We start from the raw sequence: 20,847 nt of genomic DNA on the forward strand, positions 1-20,847 counted from the left end.
AATTCCATGGCGATTTCACTTCCCGATCTTCCTTATAGCAAGACCGCTCTTGCACCACACATTTCAGAGCAGACCATTGATTTCCATTATGGCAAACATACTGCCGCTTATATCGACAAAATGAACGCTGCCATTAAAGGCACAGATCTTGACGGTGCAGCGCTCGAAGACATTGTTCGTGCCGCCGACGAAAAAGGCGACCAAGGTCTTTTCAACAACGCTGCGCAATCTTGGAACCACATTTTCTATTGGAACTGCATGGCACCAAATGCTGGCGGCAAGCCACAAGGTGACCTCGCCAAAGCGATCGACGATGTCTTTGGCGATTTTGACGGTTTCAAAAAAGCGTTCTCTGACGCTGGTGCAACACAGTTCGGCTCAGGCTGGGCGTGGCTTGTGGCAAAAGGCGGAAAACTCGAAGTTCGCAAAACGCCGAACGCTGAAACACCATTCACTGAAAAAGGCGTAACGCCGCTTTTGACTATGGATGTCTGGGAACATGCTTATTATCTCGATTACCAGAATAAGCGTCCTGACTATATTGCTTCATTCCTCGACAATCTCGTGAACTGGGATTTCGTCGCCGAGAATCTCGCCAAAGCATAAATTGGCCATCCCAAATAAACAAAAGGGCGGCCCGTGGGCCGCCCTTTTTCGTATCTTACTGTTGAACGAACGCTCACGCGCCGCTCGGCACAACTTTCGACCAATCGCGCTTCACATTTGTTGCCATCAAGAATGGCGACGCCACAAATATGGACGAATAAGTACCAATCACAACGCCCCAGATCATAGCGAGTGTAAAGCTGCGCAAGACTTCGCCGCCAAAAATAGCCAACGAAACAAGCGCCAACATTGTGGTCAATGAAGTCATAACCGTACGTGCCAAGGTTTCGTTGATTGATTGATCAAGCAATTCAGAAAGCGGTTTTTGTTTATATTTCCGCAAATTCTCACGCACGCGGTCATAAACAACCACGGTATCGTTCATGGAATAACCAACAATCGTCAGGATCGCAGCAATCGTCGCAAGGTTAAAGTCAAGCCGAGTGACTGCGAACATACCAAGCGTAATGATCACGTCATGCACAAGCGCCACAATGGCACCAACCGAGAACTGCCATTCAAACCGTAGCCAGATATAGATCAGCATCATGCCAATCGCGAGCGCAACGGCGAGCGCCCCTTTCTGAACAAGCTCACCCGAAACTGTTGGGCCAACAATGTCAGTCTTACGAAAATCAACGCCATCGCCAAGCAGATCAGTCAGCGTATCCCGCACCAATGCGGCGGCTTCCTCTTGCGCGAGTTCATTTTCAAGCGCGGCGTCGTCACCCTCTTCTGTGGTTGCCGTTTGTTGTTCAATGAAAATAACCACCGCATCATCAGAACCAGCAAAATCATTAATTGCTTGTACTTGAACGTCGCCAAGACCGAGCGAGGTGACCGCATCGCGAATTTCGCCAATGTCTAACGGTTCGTCATCCGCAACTTCGATCGTGACACCGCCTCGGAAATCAACACCAAAATTAAGACCAAGGGTTGAAACAGCGATAAGCGACCCAACGACCAAAAACGCGGAAAATACCAACGCGATGGCACGCATCTTAATGAAACGAACATTCGTACTATCCGGGACCAGTTTAAGCAGCATCATTTTGTCCCTTACAATTTAATTTCTTGAGGCCGCTTCGAGAGCAGATAACCGCCCGCAAAGAGACGCGTCAGAACATAAGCCGTGAAAACAGATGTCACCACGCCAACCGCCAGCGTAATCGCAAAGCCGCGTACCGGCCCTGCACCAAGCTGGAACATGATCAATGCAGCAAGGAAGGTGGTGATATTCGCGTCAATGATTGCTGAACGAGCCTTATCATAACCGACTTCGGCGGCTTTGATTGGCGTCTTCCCGGATAGAATTTCTTCGCGGATACGTTCAAAAATTAGGACATTGGCGTCAACCGCCATACCAATCGTCAAAACGATACCGGCAATCCCTGGCAAGGTCAGTGTTGACCCCATTAACGACAGTGCACCCATCAACAAAATTACGTTCGCGATCAACGCAATATCTGCATACAGACCAAATCGTCCATAAGAGATAACCATATAAAAGATGACCGCGATAAAGCCGATGACCAATGCTTTCGCACCAGCATCAACCGAGTCCTTACCGAGTTGGGCACCAACAGATCGAGTTTCCAACGTATTTAACTCAGCTGGCAACGCGCCAGAGCGGATCAGGAGTGATGTTTCCGCAGCTTCTACTGCGCTAAAATTCCCGGTGATGCGGCCCGAGCCTTGAGTGATCGGTGTTTGAATATTTGGCGCAGAAATAATTTCGTTATCAAGCACAATAGCAAAGATAGAACCGACATTGTTGCGCGTATACTCAGCAAACCGGCGTGCGCCGCGCTGATCAAAGGCAAAGTTAATCTGGAACCCGCCGCCATCACTATTCGGGCTGGCTGATGCGGTTTGCACCATGTCCCCTGTTACTTCGGCATCGTCGTAAAGAACAAGGCCCGGACGCCCCGACCCCTCAAGCGAAGCAAACGGTAAAAAGACCCGGCCCGGCGGCAGGAGGCCCGCCATAGCATCTGACAACGAAACCGTCGGGTCTTGTCGATGAAAGCTGAGCTGGCCGGTACGGTTGATCAGATCTTTCAGCGCTTCCGGGTCATTATCGCCAGGCACCTGAACCACGATACGATCAGGCCCCTGAGGCGCGATCAACACTTCTTTATTGCCCGCTGGATCAATACGACGACGAACAACCTCGATCGAATCACGCACCGCCTCATCTGCGTAAAAACGCTGAGCCTCTGGCGTCATCGCAACTTCAATCGTTCTGCCATCAACATTGACGGAATACGCACGCAACCCCAAACCGAGGGCACCGCCTACACCGCCCTTTGTGAGGTCACGGATGCGATCTTCAGCCTCTTTTTCCATCGCACTGTCGGCAATCCGAAGTGTAATGGTGTCGGTCTGGTCATTATAAGTCAGGTTCTCAATCGAAATACGTTCTTGGCCGGCGGAACGATTTGGGCGCATCTCACGACGGAGATCTCCCATCAGGCCCTTCATTCGGTCATCAACAACTTTGCCTGTCTCAACCCTTAGCAGCAAATGTGAGCCACCTTGGAGGTCGAGACCCAGATTGATTGTCCCCTTTGGCAAAAAGCCCGGAAGTGACTCACGGGCTTCGTTGGAAAGAAGGTTAGGAACACAGAACACGACGCCCAATAAAATGAGCAGCATGATTCCTGCGGTCTGTAGTTTTGAAAATGAAAGCATTGATCAGCCCAGATGCAGCGCGTTTCGCGCCTCGTTTCTTTTGGTCGTTCGCTTATTTATCGTTTGCAGCCGGTTGTGTCTTGTTCCGCACGTCTGTGAGTGTGGATTTAATGACCTTTACCGTTACATTGTCAGCTAGCTCAACCATAACTTCCTCGCCTTCGAGGACTTTGGTCACCTTGCCGACAATACCGCCAGCAGTCACCACAACATCCCCGCGCCGAACATTGGAGACCATTTCCATGTGTTTTTTCCGCGCCGTCATCTGCGGGCGAATAAGCAGAAAGTAAAAAATCACAAAGATCAGGACGAGCGGAGCCATCTGCATCAAAGGATTGACGGTAGCGGCCTCAGTAGCCTGCGCATAAGCGGGCGAAAATAGCATGTTTTGTATACTCCCTCGGGAAGTGTGAGCCAGTTGCTTCTTATTCCTATGGTGAAGTTCGGCTTTGCCGCCCCTTCGCCAGCCAGATTCATTAAACCCAGAGTCCGCGGGTATATAGCGATCCAACGGTCAGTTGCAATCCACGTAACGTCATGGAATTCGGGAAAACCCGACACTTCCTTCTCTAATCGCAACAGAATGGTATGGTTTTCGCTTTATACGAAGGTGAAACGCCTTAAAACACCTGCGATTCTTGGGAAAATACACTAAAATGTCTGTCAAAACACTTCTAATTGGCCTTGATGGCGCAGATCATAACTTGATCGACGAAATGATTACTGAAGGTGAACTCCCCAATTTCAAAAAACTCCGTGACGACCTCACGACCCATGAGGTCGAAAACGACCCCGGCCAAGGTAACGGCCAATTTTGGACATCAGTCGCCATCGGCGGCAATCCGGCCCATCATGGCAGATATTTTTATATTCAGTTCAATCCAAAAACCTATGACATCCAGATGTGCGACGACCTGGATCTGCCGATACTCACACCGTTTTGGAAAACGCTAGACGACGAAGGCTATAGCGTCTCGATCGTCGATTGGTACAAAATGCCGGTGTCGCCCCTCGACAATGGCGTGGTCATGCATCGGTGGTTCGCCCATGAACCGCTAACCGCCAGCGTTTTTCACCCGCCAGAAATGGGTGACGTCGCCGCCAAATATATCGAAAGCGACCCCATTGCCGAAGGATTCGCCAGCCAGCCGCGTGATACAGCTGAAAAACTGCAAGATTTCCTCGACCGGCTATTGCAGCGCATCGAAATCAAACAGTCGTTTTATTCTGACCAAATTCGCGAAAAGGATTGGGATCTTTATATCGCCTGTTTCGGCGAGGCACATAATGTCGGGCATTATTTCATTCAACTTGATGACGAAGGCCACGCGCTGCACGATCCTGAAATAGCCCAAAAAGTAAAAGCCCCACTCCGGCAGACATACCATCGGTTAGATATCGCCATCGGCGAAATGTTGGACGCTGCGGGTGATGAAGCACAAATTTTTGTGCTTGGCGGCCCGGCGATGGGCCGGTTTGTGAGTGCCAATGGCGCGCTCGAAGAAATCTGCCGTCGTGTGGATTTGGGGTATGAAGCCCCCCTATCCACCGCAGAGACCGCCAAGAAGACCTATCATTCGCTAGTGCCCGAAACCATGCGCCGAAGGCTTGGGCCATTGGCTCGTGCAGTGCGGCGCCGCTTGGCAGGCAGCGACTTTAAACGCCGTCGATTCTTATGCGTACCGCATAATGACAATTCGGGATGTATACGAATTAACCTGAAAGGCCGAGAACGTTTCGGCACCATCTCTCGCGGTGAAGAATATGATGCACTGATTACAGAAATAACCGAAGGCGTATCTTCGTTTATCAATCCTGAAACCGGACGCTCGATCGTTAAGCGCGTTGTGAATGTCGATAAAGAATTCACTGGCCCCAATCGAGATTTGCTGCCCGATTTGTTCATAGAATGGGACAAAACAGAAACTTCAGGAAACTTCTCAACATTGATTTCCGAAAAGTTTGGTGAGGTATCTCAACCAGCGCACTCCCGCACAGGCGACCACGAACCATTCGGATTTTTCTGGACACCAAGAGAATTTGCGACGGACGAACCGGATCGCCCTGCGGACATCACGCCGATAATTCTAAAAGCGGCGCGGCAGTCGCCTCCATTAGGATAGCTTTTTTGACTGGCTATCTTTTTACGCATTTTGCGTTCCTCCTACGATATGTGCATATTTATAGCATCTGTTGAGAGGGGGCTAAATGTCTGCACGCAATCTATTTTTCGGTTTTGACGGATCAAATCCAGTCTTGGTTGATCAGATGATCACCGAAGGTGAACTTCCAACATTTAAAAAAATCCGCGACGCCGCATCTGTTCATGCCATTGAAAATGATCCCGGCATGGGTGCGGGGCAATTTTGGAGCAGCGCATCAATCGGCGCTGACCCGTCATATCATGGACGCTACTTTTATCTTCAATTTAATCCGTCTACATATGATATTGTTCCAAATCATGAAACGGAGTTGCCAGGCGTAGCGCCATTCTGGCATACGCTCGATGACGCCGGTTATAAAGTTGCCATTGTTGACTGGCACCGGATGTACGCAAAGCCATTAAAGAACGGCATCCTCGTCGATAATTGGCTCGGGCATGACCCGCTCACAGACACTCAATGGTTCCCGCCGACACTTTCGGAAAAAGGAAAGAAGTATTTCACCGGTGATACCATTGGGGGTGGCTTTGCCGCGCGCGCACGCCATTCCGAGAAAGACTTTCGGGATTATTTGACCCAAACTTTCAAGCGCATCGAGGCTAAAACCGATTTCTGTGTTGATCAAATCGCCTCTAATCATTGGGATCTGTTCGTCGCTTGTTATTCTGATACGCATGATATCGGGCATTACTTTTATTTTCTCGAAGATGAAAATCACGAGCTTTATGATGCTGCGCTAGCAGAGCGTTTACACAATCCATTGCGGCAAACCTATCGCGAACAAGACCGCGCGATTGCCCGTATAATTGAACAGGCCGGACCTGACGCTAATATCTTCGTATTCGGTGGCCCCGGCATGGAGACGCTCATCAGCGCCAATAATGCGCTTGAAGAAATGCTACGCCGCATTGACCTTGGCGTTGAGGCCCCTGCGTCTACGGCAGAAGTCGCAAAGAACACCTATCGCAACATTCTGCCCCAAGCTATTCGTAGGCGTATTGCGCCATTCGCTCGCAAAGTTCGCCAACGCGTCGCGAATTCCGAATATCAACGGAGAAAGTTTTTCAGCGTACCCCATAATGATAATGCCGGCGCAATTAGGATCAATGTTAAGGGCCGCGAAAAATATGGCATCGTCACAAAGGGGCAAGAATATGATGCTCTGGTCAAAGAAATAACCGCCGCCCTAGCAACTTTCCGCAATCCTGAAACGGGCCGCGCCATAGTGAAAAAGGTCGTCAGTATCGACCGCGAATTTGATGGCCCCTATCGCGATTTGCTTCCTGATTTATTTGTCGAATGGGACAGAACGGATACCGCGCGCGATTTCCGAAAGATAGTATCCGACGAATATGGTGAGATTCCTTTGAAATCAGTTCTGCGAAATGGTGATCACAATGCGCACGGCTTTTTCTGGATGCCTTCTACTGCACCAGATGATACATATACCCGACCGGGCGATATTAGCGCGCCGGTTTTAGATGCAGTACGAACGCGGTAACAAATTACATCATTACATTCTGTGTCATTTTCTCAAATGCGGTGCCAGATTTTTGCGCAGATCTCTTCCAAAAAATAACGAAGTGGACCGGTCCATGTTTAGTTTCGCAAGAGCGGTTTTATTTCGAGTGTTGTATTGGGCAACGTCAGTTTTTTATGTTCTCGGCGCGATACCACTATTGATGCTTCCGGGTCGAAAACCAATTATGGCATGGATCCAGACATACACACGCACTATGTGCTTCTGGATGCGTTGGATTGCAGGGGTGAAAATTTCCGTCCGCGGCAAAGAACGAATTCCAACGGGACCAATCATCATTGCAGCAAAACATCAAAGCTGGGGCGATGGCTTTGTTATGTTCTCCCAGATTGATGATTTGGCATTTGTTACCGGTGATCATCTTGAAAAATTTCCCCTCGTGGGAGGCTTATTGCGAAAAATGGGCGCGATCGTCGTTGATAATTGTGGTGGCGCGTATGCACGCGCACGCCTGATCGATCAGGAATTGAAGGTGGCCCAAGAAGAAAATCGGCGGATTTTAATATACCCCGAAGGGCATTTGGCACCGATCGGTCAGCAATATCGCTATAAAAAAGGCATATTTCATATGTATAGCGCTTATAATTGTCCCGTCATGCCCGTTGCCACCAATCTTGGCCTACGCTGGCCCCAACAGCACTGGCGTTTAAACCCAGGTGAAGCAGTTGTTGAATTTCTTGATCCGATTGAGCCCGGCCTCGACAAGGAAAGTTTTATGGAACGCCTTGAGAAGACCATAGAAGCACGCTCTATTGCCTTGCTGGGCGATGAACGACCAGACGGTGTAGTGATCGGCACCACCCTCCCCGATCCTCGGAATCTAACCTCTTGAAACAGGACACAGACAAACCTTCGCGGGGCGATTCGCCGCTATTCTTTCAGCGACGCTTCCTGCCCATGTGGACCGCTTTGTCCTTTGGCACCTTCGCAGATAATACACTGCGTCAAGCATTACTGATCGGGATTCCCGCCGGCGTCATCGCTGTTCCTTTTTTCTCCGATTCCGATAACGCCATCCCCTTCATCGGCGCGCTTTTACCTATCGCAATTCTAATTTTTTCATCTGTATCGGGACAGTTAGCTGATAAATTTGAAACATCATTGATGTTTAGACGTACTAAATTTATCGAATTATTGCTTATGACTTCTGCGGCCATTGCATTTGCGAGCGGAACTGGGTGGCTTGCCATAGCGATGTTGTTTGCGATGGGCGCACAGTCTGCGTTCTTCTCGCCGGTACGTGTGTCCGCCATGCCGAAATATCTTGCGCCTGATGAATTGGTCCGCGGCAACGGCCTTTGTAATGCTGGGTTATTCACTTTTATTCTAGTGGGCTACATGGTTGGCGGATCACTGATCGTTCTTGAAAATGGTGGTGCAATGGTTGGAGTGGTTCTCATCTCTGCATCCAGCATTGGCTTTTTCGCCGCCACAAGAACGCCATGGGCTGCGGCAAACGCACCAGAGCTGAAAATTAGCTTTAACGGCTTTACCCAAACCATTTCTATGTTCCGACATGTTTTCAACTCGCCGGGCGTCGCCCCGCCACTTATGGGCAGCGCAGTTTTCTATTTTCTTTCAACGGCGATTACGGTTGTCATTCCGCTTTACGGTCGCGATGCACTATTCGCGACACCGCTCGTATGGGCAGCCTTGAATGGCCTTTTTGCGATTGGTGCTGGATTGGGCGCGATCACTGCTGCAAGCATGTCAAAAAACCGGTCCGGTCTTGGCGCTTCAACAATCGCGATTGGATGCAGCGGTCTTATGAGTTTTGTTATTTACGCAATAACGCCGCTTGCCGCAGGTACGCCTGAAGCGCCCATAGGGTTGGGCGGATTGTTCACACAGCCAATGGGTATTTTGCTGACATTGTCACTTGTATTCACCGCAGCGCTTTCCGGTGTCTATATCGCACCTCTTCAAGCCGCGACCCAGCGGCGCGCACCAAGCACATTTCGTGCGCGGATTATGGCCGCCGGCGCATTTTCAAATGCCATGTTTGCTATTCCCGGCTCTTTGTCGATTCTCGCTGTTACGGGCCTCGGCATAAACCCGCGCTTAGCCTTTATTGCGCTGGGGTGTGTGATGTTGTTGATCTGCGCTGTTATGATGTATCGCAAGAAAGCCAATGCCGAAGGCCTATATGATGAGGTTTTGCACGCGGCACATAAAGCGAACACGAACCTTTAGCTTTAGGTACCTCCCCCAAAAATCGCGAATTCCGAATTCGCTTCTTACTGAAACACGACCGTGATATTCATAACTTGTTAACCATCCCGTATCGCGCAACCCTTTGCACTACACTCAAAAACATTTCGCATATTCTTTAATCTAGTTAACTGTGCGGCAAGGACAAAACGGTATTTTCCACAGCTTATGGAACTCACGATTGCCATCATTGCGACCTGTCTGGTCTTTGGGTTTGTAGCGGCTCTTGCCTCTTTCCGGCCGAACCTGATTCCTGAAATCGGCGCGAGTCTGCGCAAGACCGAAACGGTTAAGAAATTCTCGCCGCGCAATACACTGTTCATTATTGGGTCGACCGCAAACCATCCTGCCTGCCGGATGCAACGCCGGTTATTAAAACCTGCGATTGCCGCTCTCATCCGCGAAGAAGTAGCGGTCATGGAAATCTACGGCGAAGATACGCCGCGCCAGAATGGCGAACCAATTGACTGGCTCGATCCGGCGCTATTGCGCCATGCACTAAACGCCGAAGGCGGATTTTTTGTTATCTACGTGGATGCTGCCGGGAAAACATGCTTTCGCAGCGAAGCCCCCATGGTGACAGCCGATATTCTAAACCGCGCACAACTTGATATCACGCAGCCAAACCAAAATGCGCGGCGTAAGAATGCGATCTTGAAAAAACTTCGCGCGGCTTGATTACTTTAATTCAACCCGAGAACTTGGACGCCCAATTGAGTGGTAATCAAAGCCCGCTTCGGCCATTTCGTCGGGTCGATAAATATTTCGCAAATCAATCATCAACGGTGTTTTCATTGTCGATTTCACGCGTTCAATATCAAGCGCTCGAAACTCATCCCACTCAGTTATAATCACAACCGCATCAGCGTCATCAAGCGTATCATACGGCCCGTCCACATACTGAACATCTTGCAACAACCCTTGAGCCTCGTGCATCCCAGCCGGATCAAATGCCCGAACTTTCGCGCCCGCTTTTTGCAACTCCGGTATAATATCAAGTGATGGCGCGTCGCGCATATCATCCGTATTAGGCTTAAAAGTCAGACCAAGTACAGCAACAGTTTTGCCCACCAGTGACCCACCGCAGGCTTCAATAACCCGCTCGGCCATTTTCTTTTTACGCGCATCATTGATCGCCACAACAGCTTCGATGATCTGTGTTGGCGCATTATGCACCTGCGCTGTACGGACGAGCGCTAACGTGTCTTTGGGGAAACACGACCCACCATAGCCGGGCCCCGCATGCAAAAACTTGCCGCCAATACGGCCATCTAGCCCAATGCCACGTGCCACTTCCTGTACGTTCGCGCCAACCTTTTCGCACAGGTCAGCCATTTCGTTGATGAAAGTGATCTTGGTCGCAAGAAAAGCATTCGCCGCGTATTTGATAAGTTCAGACGTCGCGCGGTTCGTAAAGACAATCGGCGTTTCGTTGAGATAAAGCGGCCGATAGATTTCGCGCATCAGTTTTTTCGCGCGATCATCCTCTGCGCCGACGACCACTCGGTCAGGACGCTTAAAGTCCATGATCGCCGCACCTTCGCGCAGGAACTCCGGGTTAGAGACCACCGAGAAATCTGCGTCGGGACGTGTCCGTTTTATGATTGATTCAACCTCAGTGCCCGTCCCCACTGGTACCGTCGATTTGGTGACGACAACTGTATAGCCGTCCATGACTTCAGCAATCTCTTCCGCAGCCTTATAGACATACGAAAGATCAGCGAACCCATCACCACGTCGAGAGGGCGTACCGACTGCGATAAAAACAGCATCGGCATTTGGTGTGGATGCTGCGAGATCTAGACTAAATGAAAGCCGACCCGCCTTTACGTTCTCAGCGACGAGCGCTTCTAAACCTGGCTCATAAATAGGTATTTCACCCGCACGCAGCTTTTCGATCTTGGAGCGATCTTTGTCTACGCAGACGACCTCATGGCCGAAATCGGCGAAACAAGCACCAGAAACAAGGCCTACATATCCGGTACCAATCATGGTGACGCGCATGTCGATTTCCTACTCGCTATTTGGCCGAAAAGCGGCCGCGGTCCCTTGTGCGCGAAGGCCGATACCAGCCCCCATCCACTATCGCCTGCGTCTTATACGGCGTTAGTAGGAAAAACTACCGCCTTGACGGTCAGAATCAAGATTTTTGCATCAAACCAAAGCGACCAGTTATCAATATAAGCAAGGTCATAGCGCACTCTGTCCGCCATTTGTTCATTCTCAGAGGTCTCACCCCGAAAACCATTAACCTGTGCCCATCCGGTAATACCCGGTTTTACCTTATGTCGGCCTGAATAGTTTTCGATGGTTTGGGCGTATTGGTGATTATGCGCCATCGCATGAGGACGTGGCCCAACTAAGGACATCTCGCCGCGAATCACGTTGAAAATTTGCGGCAGTTCATCAAGGCTATATCGCCGAAGAAAACCGCCCAACGGGGTGATACGGTTATCCCCTATTTTTGCCTGCGTCACGACATCGCCGTCCTCGGCAACTGTCATTGTACGGAACTTATAGACCTTGAAAACAGCGTTGTTAAATCCATGGCGCTTTTGCGCAAACAATATCGGGCCTTTGCCTTGAAGTTTAATAGCAACAGCGATGACCAGCATTAGCGGTGCCAAGAGAAGCAATGCTATTGAGCCGATAATATAGTCCTCAATTGTCTTTAAGATTCCGCCCCAGGCATCCAGCGGGCGTCTGTATAACGACAAAACACGCACGCCCCCCACATCGCTTACGGCACCGCCAAGATGATCAAGCCAGTGGATATTTGGGCAAATCGCAATCGACACTGGCAAAATAGAAAGACGGCGGACCAATTTCGACATATCTTCGGGCGCTGCGCGCGGTACGGCGATGACGATATCATCTATCTCGCCATTCCGCGCAGCGATAGCCAGATCATCAAGATTGCCCTTTATACTGACGCGATTGGTATCACCCGTGTCGCTTAATCCGGAATCATAAACCCCGACAATAGAAATTCCGGTGGGCGATTGGAGTGCCTGATCTGCAAATTTTCGGCCCAAAGATGTAGCCCCAACAACAGCAACTCGCCGTGCGAATACGCCGCCATCGCGACTCATACGGCGCACACAGGCACCGGCAAAAAACCGTATCGAAATAATCCCGGTTAGTGTCGTGGCGGACCAAGCAGCAAGCCATACGCGAGAGAAATTTTCAGAAATCTTTAACGCGAACCCAAACGCCAACAACCCCAACAATGTCAGCGCCCATCGCGAAAGAATTGCACGCACCGCATATTCCGACGTCGCAATAACTTCATACTCATAATAGCCGTCGCGGCGCATCAACGCCGTAACACCTGTAGCCCCCATAATTCCGGCTGCGGCGTAGCTCTGGAAATCAAAATCCGTTCCCAACGTAAAGCGGTGATAAAGGAACGCGACTAGAACCGATGTCGAAATAACGACAAGAAAATCGATAAACTGAAGCACGTCACCAACAAGCGCCCGCGCAACTGGGCTACGCCGGTTAACGCCGTCTGTGGAGAAGCTATCTAAATTACTACTAATACCTGGTTCCGCCATGTTGGCGCTTATCCCTCAGTCTCGTGTTATGGGCAATTATATAATTGGAGAACTTTCACACTAAGTGAAAATTCAGAAAATTAACGCGGCCCAAAGCTTGAATATCCTTGAACACGGAATAGGGCTAATTTACGTCAAAAAGGGCAACTTGTACCATGTCGAAACAGTTTACCACGTTTCACGTGAGTTGGCGGGACGCTAAAGTCCGCCCATTAGGCCTATTTGCGGACGAACGCGATTATGGCCGGGCGGCTGCGGCGGCTCTGCAGGTCCGTCTTAACCAACTCGCGGACGAAGGCTGGATCATCCACGAAATCATCCCCATTACGGGTATCACCCCCAAATTATCCGCAGCTTTCACCATCATCGCATTTCGGTAGGTCCACCGAAAAAAAACGTTGCGTTTCCCGCGCGGTCATTTCATGGCTGGGAAATGACAAAAATTATATACGCCAACAGCCCATCTGACGCCGAAGCCTTAAGCCAAGCATTTGTCGATCTTGCCTTGAAGGCCGGATCAGCAGCGATGAAGATATATAATCAGAATTTCACAGCTGAAACGAAAGCTGATGCATCCCCCGTCACTGAGGCTGATCGCCTAGGCGAAGAAATAATTCTGAAGGGCCTTCGGGAATTTGCCCCAACAATACCAATTTTAGCCGAGGAAAGTGCCTGTGACGGCGACATCCCGGATGATCTCGGTACGCAATTTTTTCTCGTGGATCCGCTCGATGGCACACGCGAGTTTGTCAATAAAACAGGTGAGTTTACGGTGAACATCGCGCTGATCGAAAATGATCGCCCGGTTATGGGCGTGGTTTACGCGCCGGCAATCAACACTCTTTTTATGGGGACACCGTCAGGTGCGTGGAAGGCGAAAACCACCGATGATGGCCAATGGGGCGAGCGCGAAAATATTTCTGCGCGATTGGTCGATGAGCAAGGCTTGATCGCGGTGGCCAGCCGATCACATCGTTCGCAGGAAACCGACGACTACCTGAACCAATTAAATGTCAGTGATTTTACGGCGGCTGGTTCTTCGTTGAAATTTTGCCTACTCGCGGAAGGCGTCGCAGATATTTACCCACGCTTTGGCCGCACAATGGAATGGGATACGGGTGCCGGCCAGGCCGTGCTTGAAGCTGCCGGTGGGTCAGTGATGGCCCACCCAGAAAACATCCCATTGCGTTATAGTAAGCGCGAAAGAGGTTTCGATAACCCGTATTTCATCGCCTGGGGTAAACGCTAGCGATACATTCCAACATCAGAAATATGGAACAGCTTTGCTGGAGCCTGAGAGTCCCGACGCACCCAAATTTCCCATAGCGCAGTCCGCTCAACCATTTTGAATTGCGTATAAAGAAGCGCCTCCGCTCGTCCTTTTGCGGCCGTGGTTTTGGGGTCCATTTCCAAACGGGGTACGAAAACTACATTGGCGGCATTTGCAGCGGCATTGCCGTCAGCACGGCACCTGCGCGCTTCGGCCAACACACATGCGGTATCCGCTCCGGTTAAAAATGCAACGTCGATTCCTTCTGCGGTTAGCTCCCGCGCGCGGCTCGCGGCTTCTAACAACATCGCAGACTGATCAACGGGCGTGAGGGCAAAAAACTCTCGCGCCTCTGGCGTCGAAAAGCGCCCCTCTTCAACCCATTTCGCTATGGGCGCCCCGCCCGGCTGAACAAGCGCCAGCTCAGCGCGAATATTCTCCGGGGCTTTGGCCGTAACTTGATGCTGAAGTGAGAATTGACCCAGCGCATGAATGATGATTGCAAATGTCCAGAACAACGCAAGCGCAGCCGATGTCAGCGCGACCGAAACACTGGCACGATCATGAGCCTTGAATAGTCCATCGTAAAAGGGTGACGCCACAGAAAAGCAAGCAAGTCCCGCAGCAAGGCCAAACACAGGCATAGGGTTTGCGCCTGTAAGCCGTGATGCAATAACCCCCGTTAACAGTATCGCACTCGCGGCCATCCAATTTTTTCTGTGGGCATGGCCACCAAAGACAGCACTCGCAGCGACGACCAAAATCGCCGCATAGGCTGCGCCACCAAGACCTATGGCGCTTTCACTACCGCCCAATAATGTGCTCAGGTTAATAGCTTTTGACGCCAATGCCGCGCGCTCACCATTGATGCCGAAACTGATCAGTTCAAAGAGTAGGGCCAAGACAGCAAACGCACTAAGCGCCGATACATACCGCCACAACCCAAAACGCCCTGTAAGGAATGGACACCCAGAAAGAAGCGCGAAACCAACCAAGGCAAAAGCAGGATTGAGCAACCACATAGAATATAAACAAAGACCACCGATCGCGCCTTCAATACGAGCACGCAATATGGATTCATCAGCAGACACTGAAACAAATGAAAGTGCAGACACGAGAAAGAGCGCCAGACCTAACTCTTCGACACCCGCGAATGGAGCCGCGACATAGGCAGCAAAGGCCGCAGTTAATACCGCCGCAAAAATAGCTGGGAAACGCGACGCCGAGAGAAAAGCCAACGGATAGAAAATGATAACCGCGCTCAATGCTTTGGCTACAAGGTGAATTCGGCCCGGCGCATCGACAAAGACATCCGCGCCGATGAGCAACATTAAATAGAAAGGGGCATCATGAGTCGCTAATTTCGCCTCGCCCGACATCACTGCCCGCGCTTCCGCGATGGGGGCGATTAGATCAACGGTCGGCGTCAAACTGAGCAACGCCGGCGAAAACACGGCAAGAGCCGCAAAGATCAAAGCCCCCGCCATAGCCGCCAAGAAAACCCATCCCGGCTCCCGCCACGAATATAACTCCATAGCGACACGACGCGCCTTTGGGGCGTCTCTACGCCAAGGAAGTTCGGCTGTTTCGGGTTTTTGATGCGTTTTCATATGGGACACCCTCACCGTTATCTTGTGTCATTTCCGCCAGTCACGGATGACGCTGATGAGGGCATTGCAAGCCGAGTGCCGATCACTCGCCTAAAACGGGAAATTTCTCCCCGAAACCCCAAGTATTGACAGATTCTGGCTTTGCTTGGTCGGCAGCGCTGCTATGGTCGCGGGCCATGCGAACCTTATTACATATGCCACTTGATCCCGCTTCACGGATGGTCCGAATAGTTCTTGCCGAAAAAGGACTCCCCGCTGAATTGGTCGAGAGACGCCCTTGGGATGACGCCGAGGGTGCCCTCGCGTCGGTTAACCCTGCAGGTACCGTACCCGTTTTAATTGACGAGCCGCCAACCGGTGGTGAAGTTGCAATTTCACCCGTGAGTACCATCATCGAGTATCTCGACGAGGCTTATTCAAATGCCCCGCTTCTACCCTCGACCTCTGCCGCACGGGCCGAAGCCAGGCGCATTTCATTTTGGTTTCTCGACAAATTCGACAAAGAAGTTTCTGACTTCACCCTCCGTGAACGCGTCGATAAACGGTTAATGCGTCGTGGCCAGCCCGATTATGAAAAGCTAAAACATGGCGGCGAAGCATTGGTATGGCATCTCGACTACGCTGCGTGGCTACTTGACCAACGCCATTGGCTCGCCTGTGAGCGATTAACCATCGCTGACCTTGCTGCTGCCGCTCAAATTTCTGCGCTTGATTATATCGACCTAGTACCTTGGGACAAATTCCCCGCAGTAAAGGATTGGTACGCACGGATTAAGTCCCGCCCGAGTCTGCGCCCTATTTTACGCGATAGAATTGATGGGCTTCCGCCCCCCGCCCATTACGATAATCCAGACTTTTAGAGACATCACGGATGGATGCTCTCTCCCAACAAATTCGTCGCGCCGCCGCCGAGTGCGGATTTGATGCCGTTGGCTTCACATCTGCGGCAGTCCCCGAGACACTTCGTGAACGTCTAATGCGCTTTATATCTCTTGGCCGTCATGGAGAGATGGGATGGCTCGAAGATCGCGCAAGTCAACGCGCCCATCCACAGTCGCTGTGGCCCGATGCAAAAAGCGTCATCATGTTAGGTATGAATTACGGGCCAGACACAGACCCATTGGATGCTTTGAAAGAAAAATCAAATGGCGTTATATCCGTATACGCTCAAAATCGCGACTATCACGACCTTGTAAAAAAGCGGCTAAAACGCCTTGCGCGCCAACTCGTTGAAGACACGGGAACTGAGCTTAAGGTTTTTGTAGATACGGCACCCGTGATGGAAAAACCACTAGCGGCCCAATCCGGGCTTGGCTGGCAGGGCAAACATACAAATCTTGTGTCGCGCGACTTTGGATCTTGGTTATTTCTGGGTGCTATTTTTACCGCTATTGAAATCCAACCAGACGAACCGGCACGTGATAATTGTGGATCATGCCAAGATTGCCTTGATATTTGCCCAACAAATGCATTTCCCGCACCATATCAGCTCGATGCACGCCGGTGTATTTCTTATCTCACCATCGAGCATTCGGGCCCCATCCCTAGTGAATTCCGTACTGCAATGGGAAACCGCATTTATGGTTGTGATGATTGCTTGGCGGCATGCCCATGGAACAAATTTGCCTCGAATGCACGCGAACAAGCTTTTCATGCACGTGATGAATTGCGCAGTCCAGATCTACGGGAACTCGCCGGGTTGGACGATGCAAACTTCCGAACACTTTTTTCTGGATCGCCTGTGAAGCGAACTGGCCGCAATCGTTTTGTGCGCAATGTTATGATTGCAATCGGCAACAGCGCCGACAAAACATTACTGGATGTTGTCATTGATCGTTTGAAAGACGAAAATCCACTCGTCCGTGGCGCTGCAATTTGGGCACTGTCGCGTTTGTCACCAGAGCGATTCAACGAGGCAAAGAGTCAGTATGCCCCGGAAGAATGTGAAGAAGGTGTTCAAGCGGAATGGAATCAACAGAATGTCTAAGCTTCGACGGTAACTCTGACCAAGCCTTTGTCGAAATTCCCGTTATCATCCTCCAGCCAATACATAAACGCATCCTCGCCGGTGAAATTCGGGTCTGCAATGTAGCGCACTGAACCATCCTCATTGACGAAAACCTGACCGTTATTGGGCGGGCATAAACCGTCGATATTTATCTCACCACCGTCTGGGTCGTAATCATTCGCCAGAACGTCGATATCTATGGTACCCCCGCTTGAAACGGTTCCAAAATCTGTTCTCGCGACGGCTGCATTATTATCGCTTAGATCCAGCACACCGTTATATTGCGGAACGCCATCAACATCACTGAAATCGCGCTCCCACTCAACAAAGACTGTGACTTTATCAACTGAACCCGTCACTCGATCGGCGAAATATTGATCGATAGCGGTGACCTTCCGCCCGTCCGGTAACGTCCAGTATCCTTCTTCCACAAGGGCATTCCGAACGGTAAAATAATCGTGCCGAATAGGATCCCATGTGGGAGACACCTCAACCGCACCGATTGAATCAGTCTTAGTTCCCGTCACATCTACATATGTATGGTCTTCAGGCGGAGCGATCCAAGTCACATCCCCAAGATCAGAGTCATAAGTCAAACGCCCCTCAACCAGCTGATCACGTGTCAAATACACGTCCGAGCTGTGACTATTACTGTATTCGGTTGTCGCTCCATCGATATTTACGTCAATGAATACATATGCCCAATCGCCATCAAATGGATAGTTGAGATTGATTGCATCACGGCCCGCATGAAAACCGGTAGGGAACCCTTCGATATTAGCGCCATTAATCACCATATCGATCGTATTTGGGCCATATTCGATACCAAATCGGGCTGGCCGCGCTCCACTTGATCCATCGGTTGCAATGACATCAATATCTTTCAAAGTATAGTGCGCTGTATACTGAAGATGAACACCTGTGCGGACTTCCCACGCCGTGAATTGCTCAATCATTGAGCGGACATCGTGTTGTTGCTCTGGACCAGCTTTAATGACTTCCAAGCCGGTACCAACAGCGATTGCTTCGTTTCCTTGGAATTGCGAAATAACCGGATAGTTAGCAAACGCTTCGTCAATGTAACGCAAGCTTTCTGACCAATCGGCGGTTGACGGATCAACTTTTATGACACCACCACCACGCGACATCCAGACGAACCCTTGCCCCCCAGGAACACCGGCCGCTACGTTGTCGACCGCATCGACGAGGCGCCCTTGAAACCAGAAACCAGCGCCTGTTCGTCCTAAATCAAATGCCTGTACATCTTCGAATGATTTCGCGCCGCCGCCATTGCCGATAGATTTAATCGCGATGTTACTTACCCATCGACCGATTTCATTTCCTGTCTCAGCAACAAACGCGGCCCCATACACATCATAAGCAGCATTGTCAGAAAGTATCGCGTTAGAATCGTGCTGAACAAATCCCCAGCCGGGAGACCCCCAAACAGAATTTCCCATTAACATCGCTGGATCATCTGGGTCATCGACCCCGACGCGGTGTAAGTGGAGTGAGTATCGAGCTTTGGCATTCGTATCAGACTGAACATTGCCAACATCCGCGATATCGACTGCGCGTTCTGATTTATCGGTCCGTCCAAGGTCAGAAAATTCAGCATAGCGGATATCGATTGTATCTGAATGCATCAACATCACATGACCACGTTGGTGGACTGGCAGATCGTCGGCATTTTCTGTTTCAAAGCGAATATTGCGCGAATAGTTGGCAACATATGCCTTCAAGTCATCACGCGGTGCGTCATGGTCAAATTGTAGTGGTGTATCGAAATAGATCGTGTTTCCTTCGATACGTGAGATGACAAGCTCTTCGTCTTCTGTCTGATCGTCACGTGCAACTTGCGGCGCGACTTCCTTGCTATAAGTAAGATGGGTTCCCGTAAGCACCAGGCGATCGCCGACATTCCATCCATCGGCCGCAGACTCCAGGGTAATTGAGGTGTCGCCCGCCATCGGGTCAGTTGCGACTTTCAAAAAGGTTGTTTTCTCGGCGCCATGCACTTCGATCTCGCCGTGGCTCAATAAACCACGTGACAATAATTGTGGGTCCCACGAAACATCGATCGGCCCATTATCGGCAAACTGAATAATTGTTTGAACATTTGCGGAGACCGGGTTATCCGCAGTTCCAATTGTTAGCGTTCCGCTTGGCGAAACCACGAACGTATCAACCTCCATAAAGGTATCTTTATCAGTAGCAAAATCCAACTGGCCATCAACGCGAACGGTAAATAACGAAGCGTTATTTTGACCATCATAGGCAACTGAAACACCTTCTGGAATTACAACTTTTGCGCCCTCACCAGGGACTTCGCCGCCCGCCCATGTAGACGCATCAAACCATGAACCATCTTTCACAGCCACATGGGTTGCCTCTGAGACAGGCACGAGATTCATCATTGCCATGTGCTCGCTTGCCTTTGACGGATCATCCGAATGCACATGTCCGCCATCGCCCATGCCAGGCATGTCGCCATGTCCACTATCATGTTGATGGCCATCGCCATCTTCCATCACATGAAGATTCACACTGGCTTCGCTCAGATTTCCTTTGCTGTCACGAATTTCATATCGAAATGATGCCATTCCTTCGTAGCCGGAATCAGGCGTGAACATGATCACACCATTGTGCATCATCACAGTGCCATTTGCCGCCCCGAATACACGTACTAACTCGGCACCACCGTCTGGAATGTCATCATTTGCAAGAAGATCGTTTACTGCAATATGGACAGAGGCATCTATTTCAACGTGAAAGTTATCGTCGTCTTTTGCTTCTGCAACACTTACCGTAGCGGGAGGCGTCACGCCACCACCAGAGCTTGGTGGCGTCGTGGGCGTGCTGGGCGTTGGCTCCGGGATATTTACAATTGGATCACCTTTTCCGCCAATGGTGAAGCATCCTTCGAGCGCAAGTAAAGGTGCAATCATACCCATCTGACCGGTACGCTGCTTTAACGACTGCTTTCGCGAGCGCCGGTTGGCCTGAATAGATTTGGGTAATTGACCGTGCTGCGATGCCTCAATGAGGTCGCTAAAGTCAAATCCAGAGCCATTTTTAGGGGCAGTATACTCAACACTCATATCTCATCCCACAAAAGCGCACAGCGCAGCAACATGGGCGTAATAATATGTGCCTAGAGGAAAAGCTTAATTGCGTGGATTGATAGAA

Annotated in this window: 17 protein-coding genes; 10 read left to right on the forward strand and 7 right to left on the reverse strand. The window is 50.5% G+C overall.

From position 1 onward, the window contains the following. Window positions 1-6 precede the first annotated feature (6 nt). Window positions 7-606: a superoxide dismutase gene (locus ABFZ84_RS00845; RefSeq protein ID WP_369311809.1), complete on the forward strand. Its 600-nt coding sequence runs from the start codon at window positions 7-9 to the stop codon at window positions 604-606. A 73-nt stretch (window positions 607-679) separates the two neighbouring features. Here ABFZ84_RS00845 and secF read toward each other — a convergent pair whose 3' ends face one another. The 3 genes from secF to yajC are packed head-to-tail and all read right to left on the reverse strand — an operon-like array spanning window position 680 to window position 3,685. Further along, window positions 680-1,654 carry a protein translocase subunit SecF gene (gene secF / locus ABFZ84_RS00850; RefSeq protein ID WP_407067096.1) on the reverse strand — a complete coding sequence of 325 codons (975 nt, stop codon included), beginning with the start codon at window positions 1,652-1,654 and terminating at the stop codon, window positions 680-682. A gap of 11 nt (window positions 1,655-1,665) precedes the next feature. Then, the gene (gene secD, locus ABFZ84_RS00855; protein ID WP_369311813.1) at window positions 1,666-3,300 is read right to left on the reverse strand and encodes a protein translocase subunit SecD; all 1,635 of its coding nucleotides are present in this window, start codon (window positions 3,298-3,300) and stop codon (window positions 1,666-1,668) included. A 52-nt stretch (window positions 3,301-3,352) separates the two neighbouring features. Beyond that, complete coding sequence (gene yajC / locus ABFZ84_RS00860) at window positions 3,353-3,685, reverse strand: preprotein translocase subunit YajC (protein ID WP_369311815.1); 333 nt, start codon at window positions 3,683-3,685, stop codon at window positions 3,353-3,355. 271 nt (window positions 3,686-3,956) lie between these two features. On the opposite strand from yajC, the gene ABFZ84_RS00865 reads away from it, so the two are divergent. The 5 genes from ABFZ84_RS00865 to ABFZ84_RS00885 all read left to right on the forward strand — a co-directional run bounded on the left by ABFZ84_RS00865 (window position 3,957) and on the right by ABFZ84_RS00885 (window position 9,891). Then, entirely contained in the window at window positions 3,957-5,423 is a 1,467-nt protein-coding gene (locus tag ABFZ84_RS00865) for an alkaline phosphatase family protein (protein ID WP_369311817.1), read from the forward strand. A gap of 85 nt (window positions 5,424-5,508) precedes the next feature. After that, window positions 5,509-6,963: an alkaline phosphatase family protein gene (locus tag ABFZ84_RS00870; protein WP_369311819.1), complete on the forward strand. Its 1,455-nt coding sequence runs from the start codon at window positions 5,509-5,511 to the stop codon at window positions 6,961-6,963. Window positions 6,964-7,228: 265 nt separating this feature from the next. Next, a complete protein-coding gene (locus ABFZ84_RS00875) occupies window positions 7,229-7,834 on the forward strand; it encodes a lysophospholipid acyltransferase family protein (RefSeq protein ID WP_369311821.1) in 606 nt (201 codons plus the stop codon). After that, window positions 7,831-9,195 (forward strand): MFS transporter, encoded by a 1,365-nt coding sequence (locus ABFZ84_RS00880; RefSeq protein ID WP_369311823.1) that lies wholly within the window; start codon window positions 7,831-7,833, stop codon window positions 9,193-9,195. Before ABFZ84_RS00875 ends, ABFZ84_RS00880 begins: the two co-directional genes overlap by 4 nt. 186 nt (window positions 9,196-9,381) lie before the next feature. After that, a complete protein-coding gene (locus tag ABFZ84_RS00885) occupies window positions 9,382-9,891 on the forward strand; it encodes a hypothetical protein (protein WP_369311825.1) in 510 nt (169 codons plus the stop codon). Here the strand turns inward: ABFZ84_RS00885 and ABFZ84_RS00890 are convergent, their stop codons facing one another. Together ABFZ84_RS00890 and ABFZ84_RS00895 are read right to left on the reverse strand one after the other, a co-directional pair. Next, window positions 9,892-11,217 carry a UDP-glucose dehydrogenase family protein gene (locus tag ABFZ84_RS00890; RefSeq protein WP_369311827.1) on the reverse strand — a complete coding sequence of 442 codons (1,326 nt, stop codon included), beginning with the start codon at window positions 11,215-11,217 and terminating at the stop codon, window positions 9,892-9,894. It lies immediately after the preceding gene. 92 nt (window positions 11,218-11,309) lie between these two features. Then, on the reverse strand, window positions 11,310-12,770 hold the full coding sequence (locus tag ABFZ84_RS00895; RefSeq protein WP_369311829.1) for an undecaprenyl-phosphate glucose phosphotransferase: 1,461 nt from the start codon (window positions 12,768-12,770) through the stop codon (window positions 11,310-11,312). A gap of 155 nt (window positions 12,771-12,925) precedes the next feature. Here ABFZ84_RS00895 and ABFZ84_RS00900 point away from each other — a divergent pair, with 155 nt between their 5' ends. After that, window positions 12,926-13,150: a hypothetical protein gene (locus ABFZ84_RS00900; protein ID WP_369311831.1), complete on the forward strand. Its 225-nt coding sequence runs from the start codon at window positions 12,926-12,928 to the stop codon at window positions 13,148-13,150. Between the two features lie 53 nt (window positions 13,151-13,203). Then, window positions 13,204-14,019 (forward strand): 3'(2'),5'-bisphosphate nucleotidase CysQ, encoded by an 816-nt coding sequence (gene cysQ, locus ABFZ84_RS00905; protein ID WP_369311833.1) that lies wholly within the window; start codon window positions 13,204-13,206, stop codon window positions 14,017-14,019. Here the strand turns inward: cysQ and ABFZ84_RS00910 are convergent. Beyond that, a complete protein-coding gene (locus ABFZ84_RS00910) occupies window positions 14,016-15,650 on the reverse strand; it encodes a hypothetical protein (RefSeq protein ID WP_369311835.1) in 1,635 nt (544 codons plus the stop codon). The genes cysQ and ABFZ84_RS00910 overlap by 4 nt on opposite strands. Before the next feature lie 176 nt (window positions 15,651-15,826). Between ABFZ84_RS00910 and ABFZ84_RS00915 the strand changes: the two genes are divergently transcribed. Both ABFZ84_RS00915 and queG read left to right on the forward strand, forming a co-directional pair. Continuing rightward, entirely contained in the window at window positions 15,827-16,510 is a 684-nt protein-coding gene (locus tag ABFZ84_RS00915) for a glutathione S-transferase family protein (protein WP_369311837.1), read from the forward strand. Between the two features lie 11 nt (window positions 16,511-16,521). Continuing rightward, on the forward strand, window positions 16,522-17,637 hold the full coding sequence (gene queG / locus ABFZ84_RS00920) for a tRNA epoxyqueuosine(34) reductase QueG (RefSeq protein WP_369311839.1): 1,116 nt from the start codon (window positions 16,522-16,524) through the stop codon (window positions 17,635-17,637). On the opposite strand, the gene ABFZ84_RS00925 is transcribed toward queG, so the two are convergent. After that, on the reverse strand, window positions 17,634-20,759 hold the full coding sequence (locus ABFZ84_RS00925) for an Ig-like domain-containing protein (RefSeq protein ID WP_369311841.1): 3,126 nt from the start codon (window positions 20,757-20,759) through the stop codon (window positions 17,634-17,636). The genes queG and ABFZ84_RS00925 overlap by 4 nt on opposite strands. Window positions 20,760-20,847 lie beyond the last annotated feature (88 nt).

Source organism: Hyphococcus lacteus (genome assembly GCF_041058985.1).
Classification (GTDB): Bacteria; Pseudomonadota; Alphaproteobacteria; order Caulobacterales; family Parvularculaceae; genus Hyphococcus; species Hyphococcus lacteus.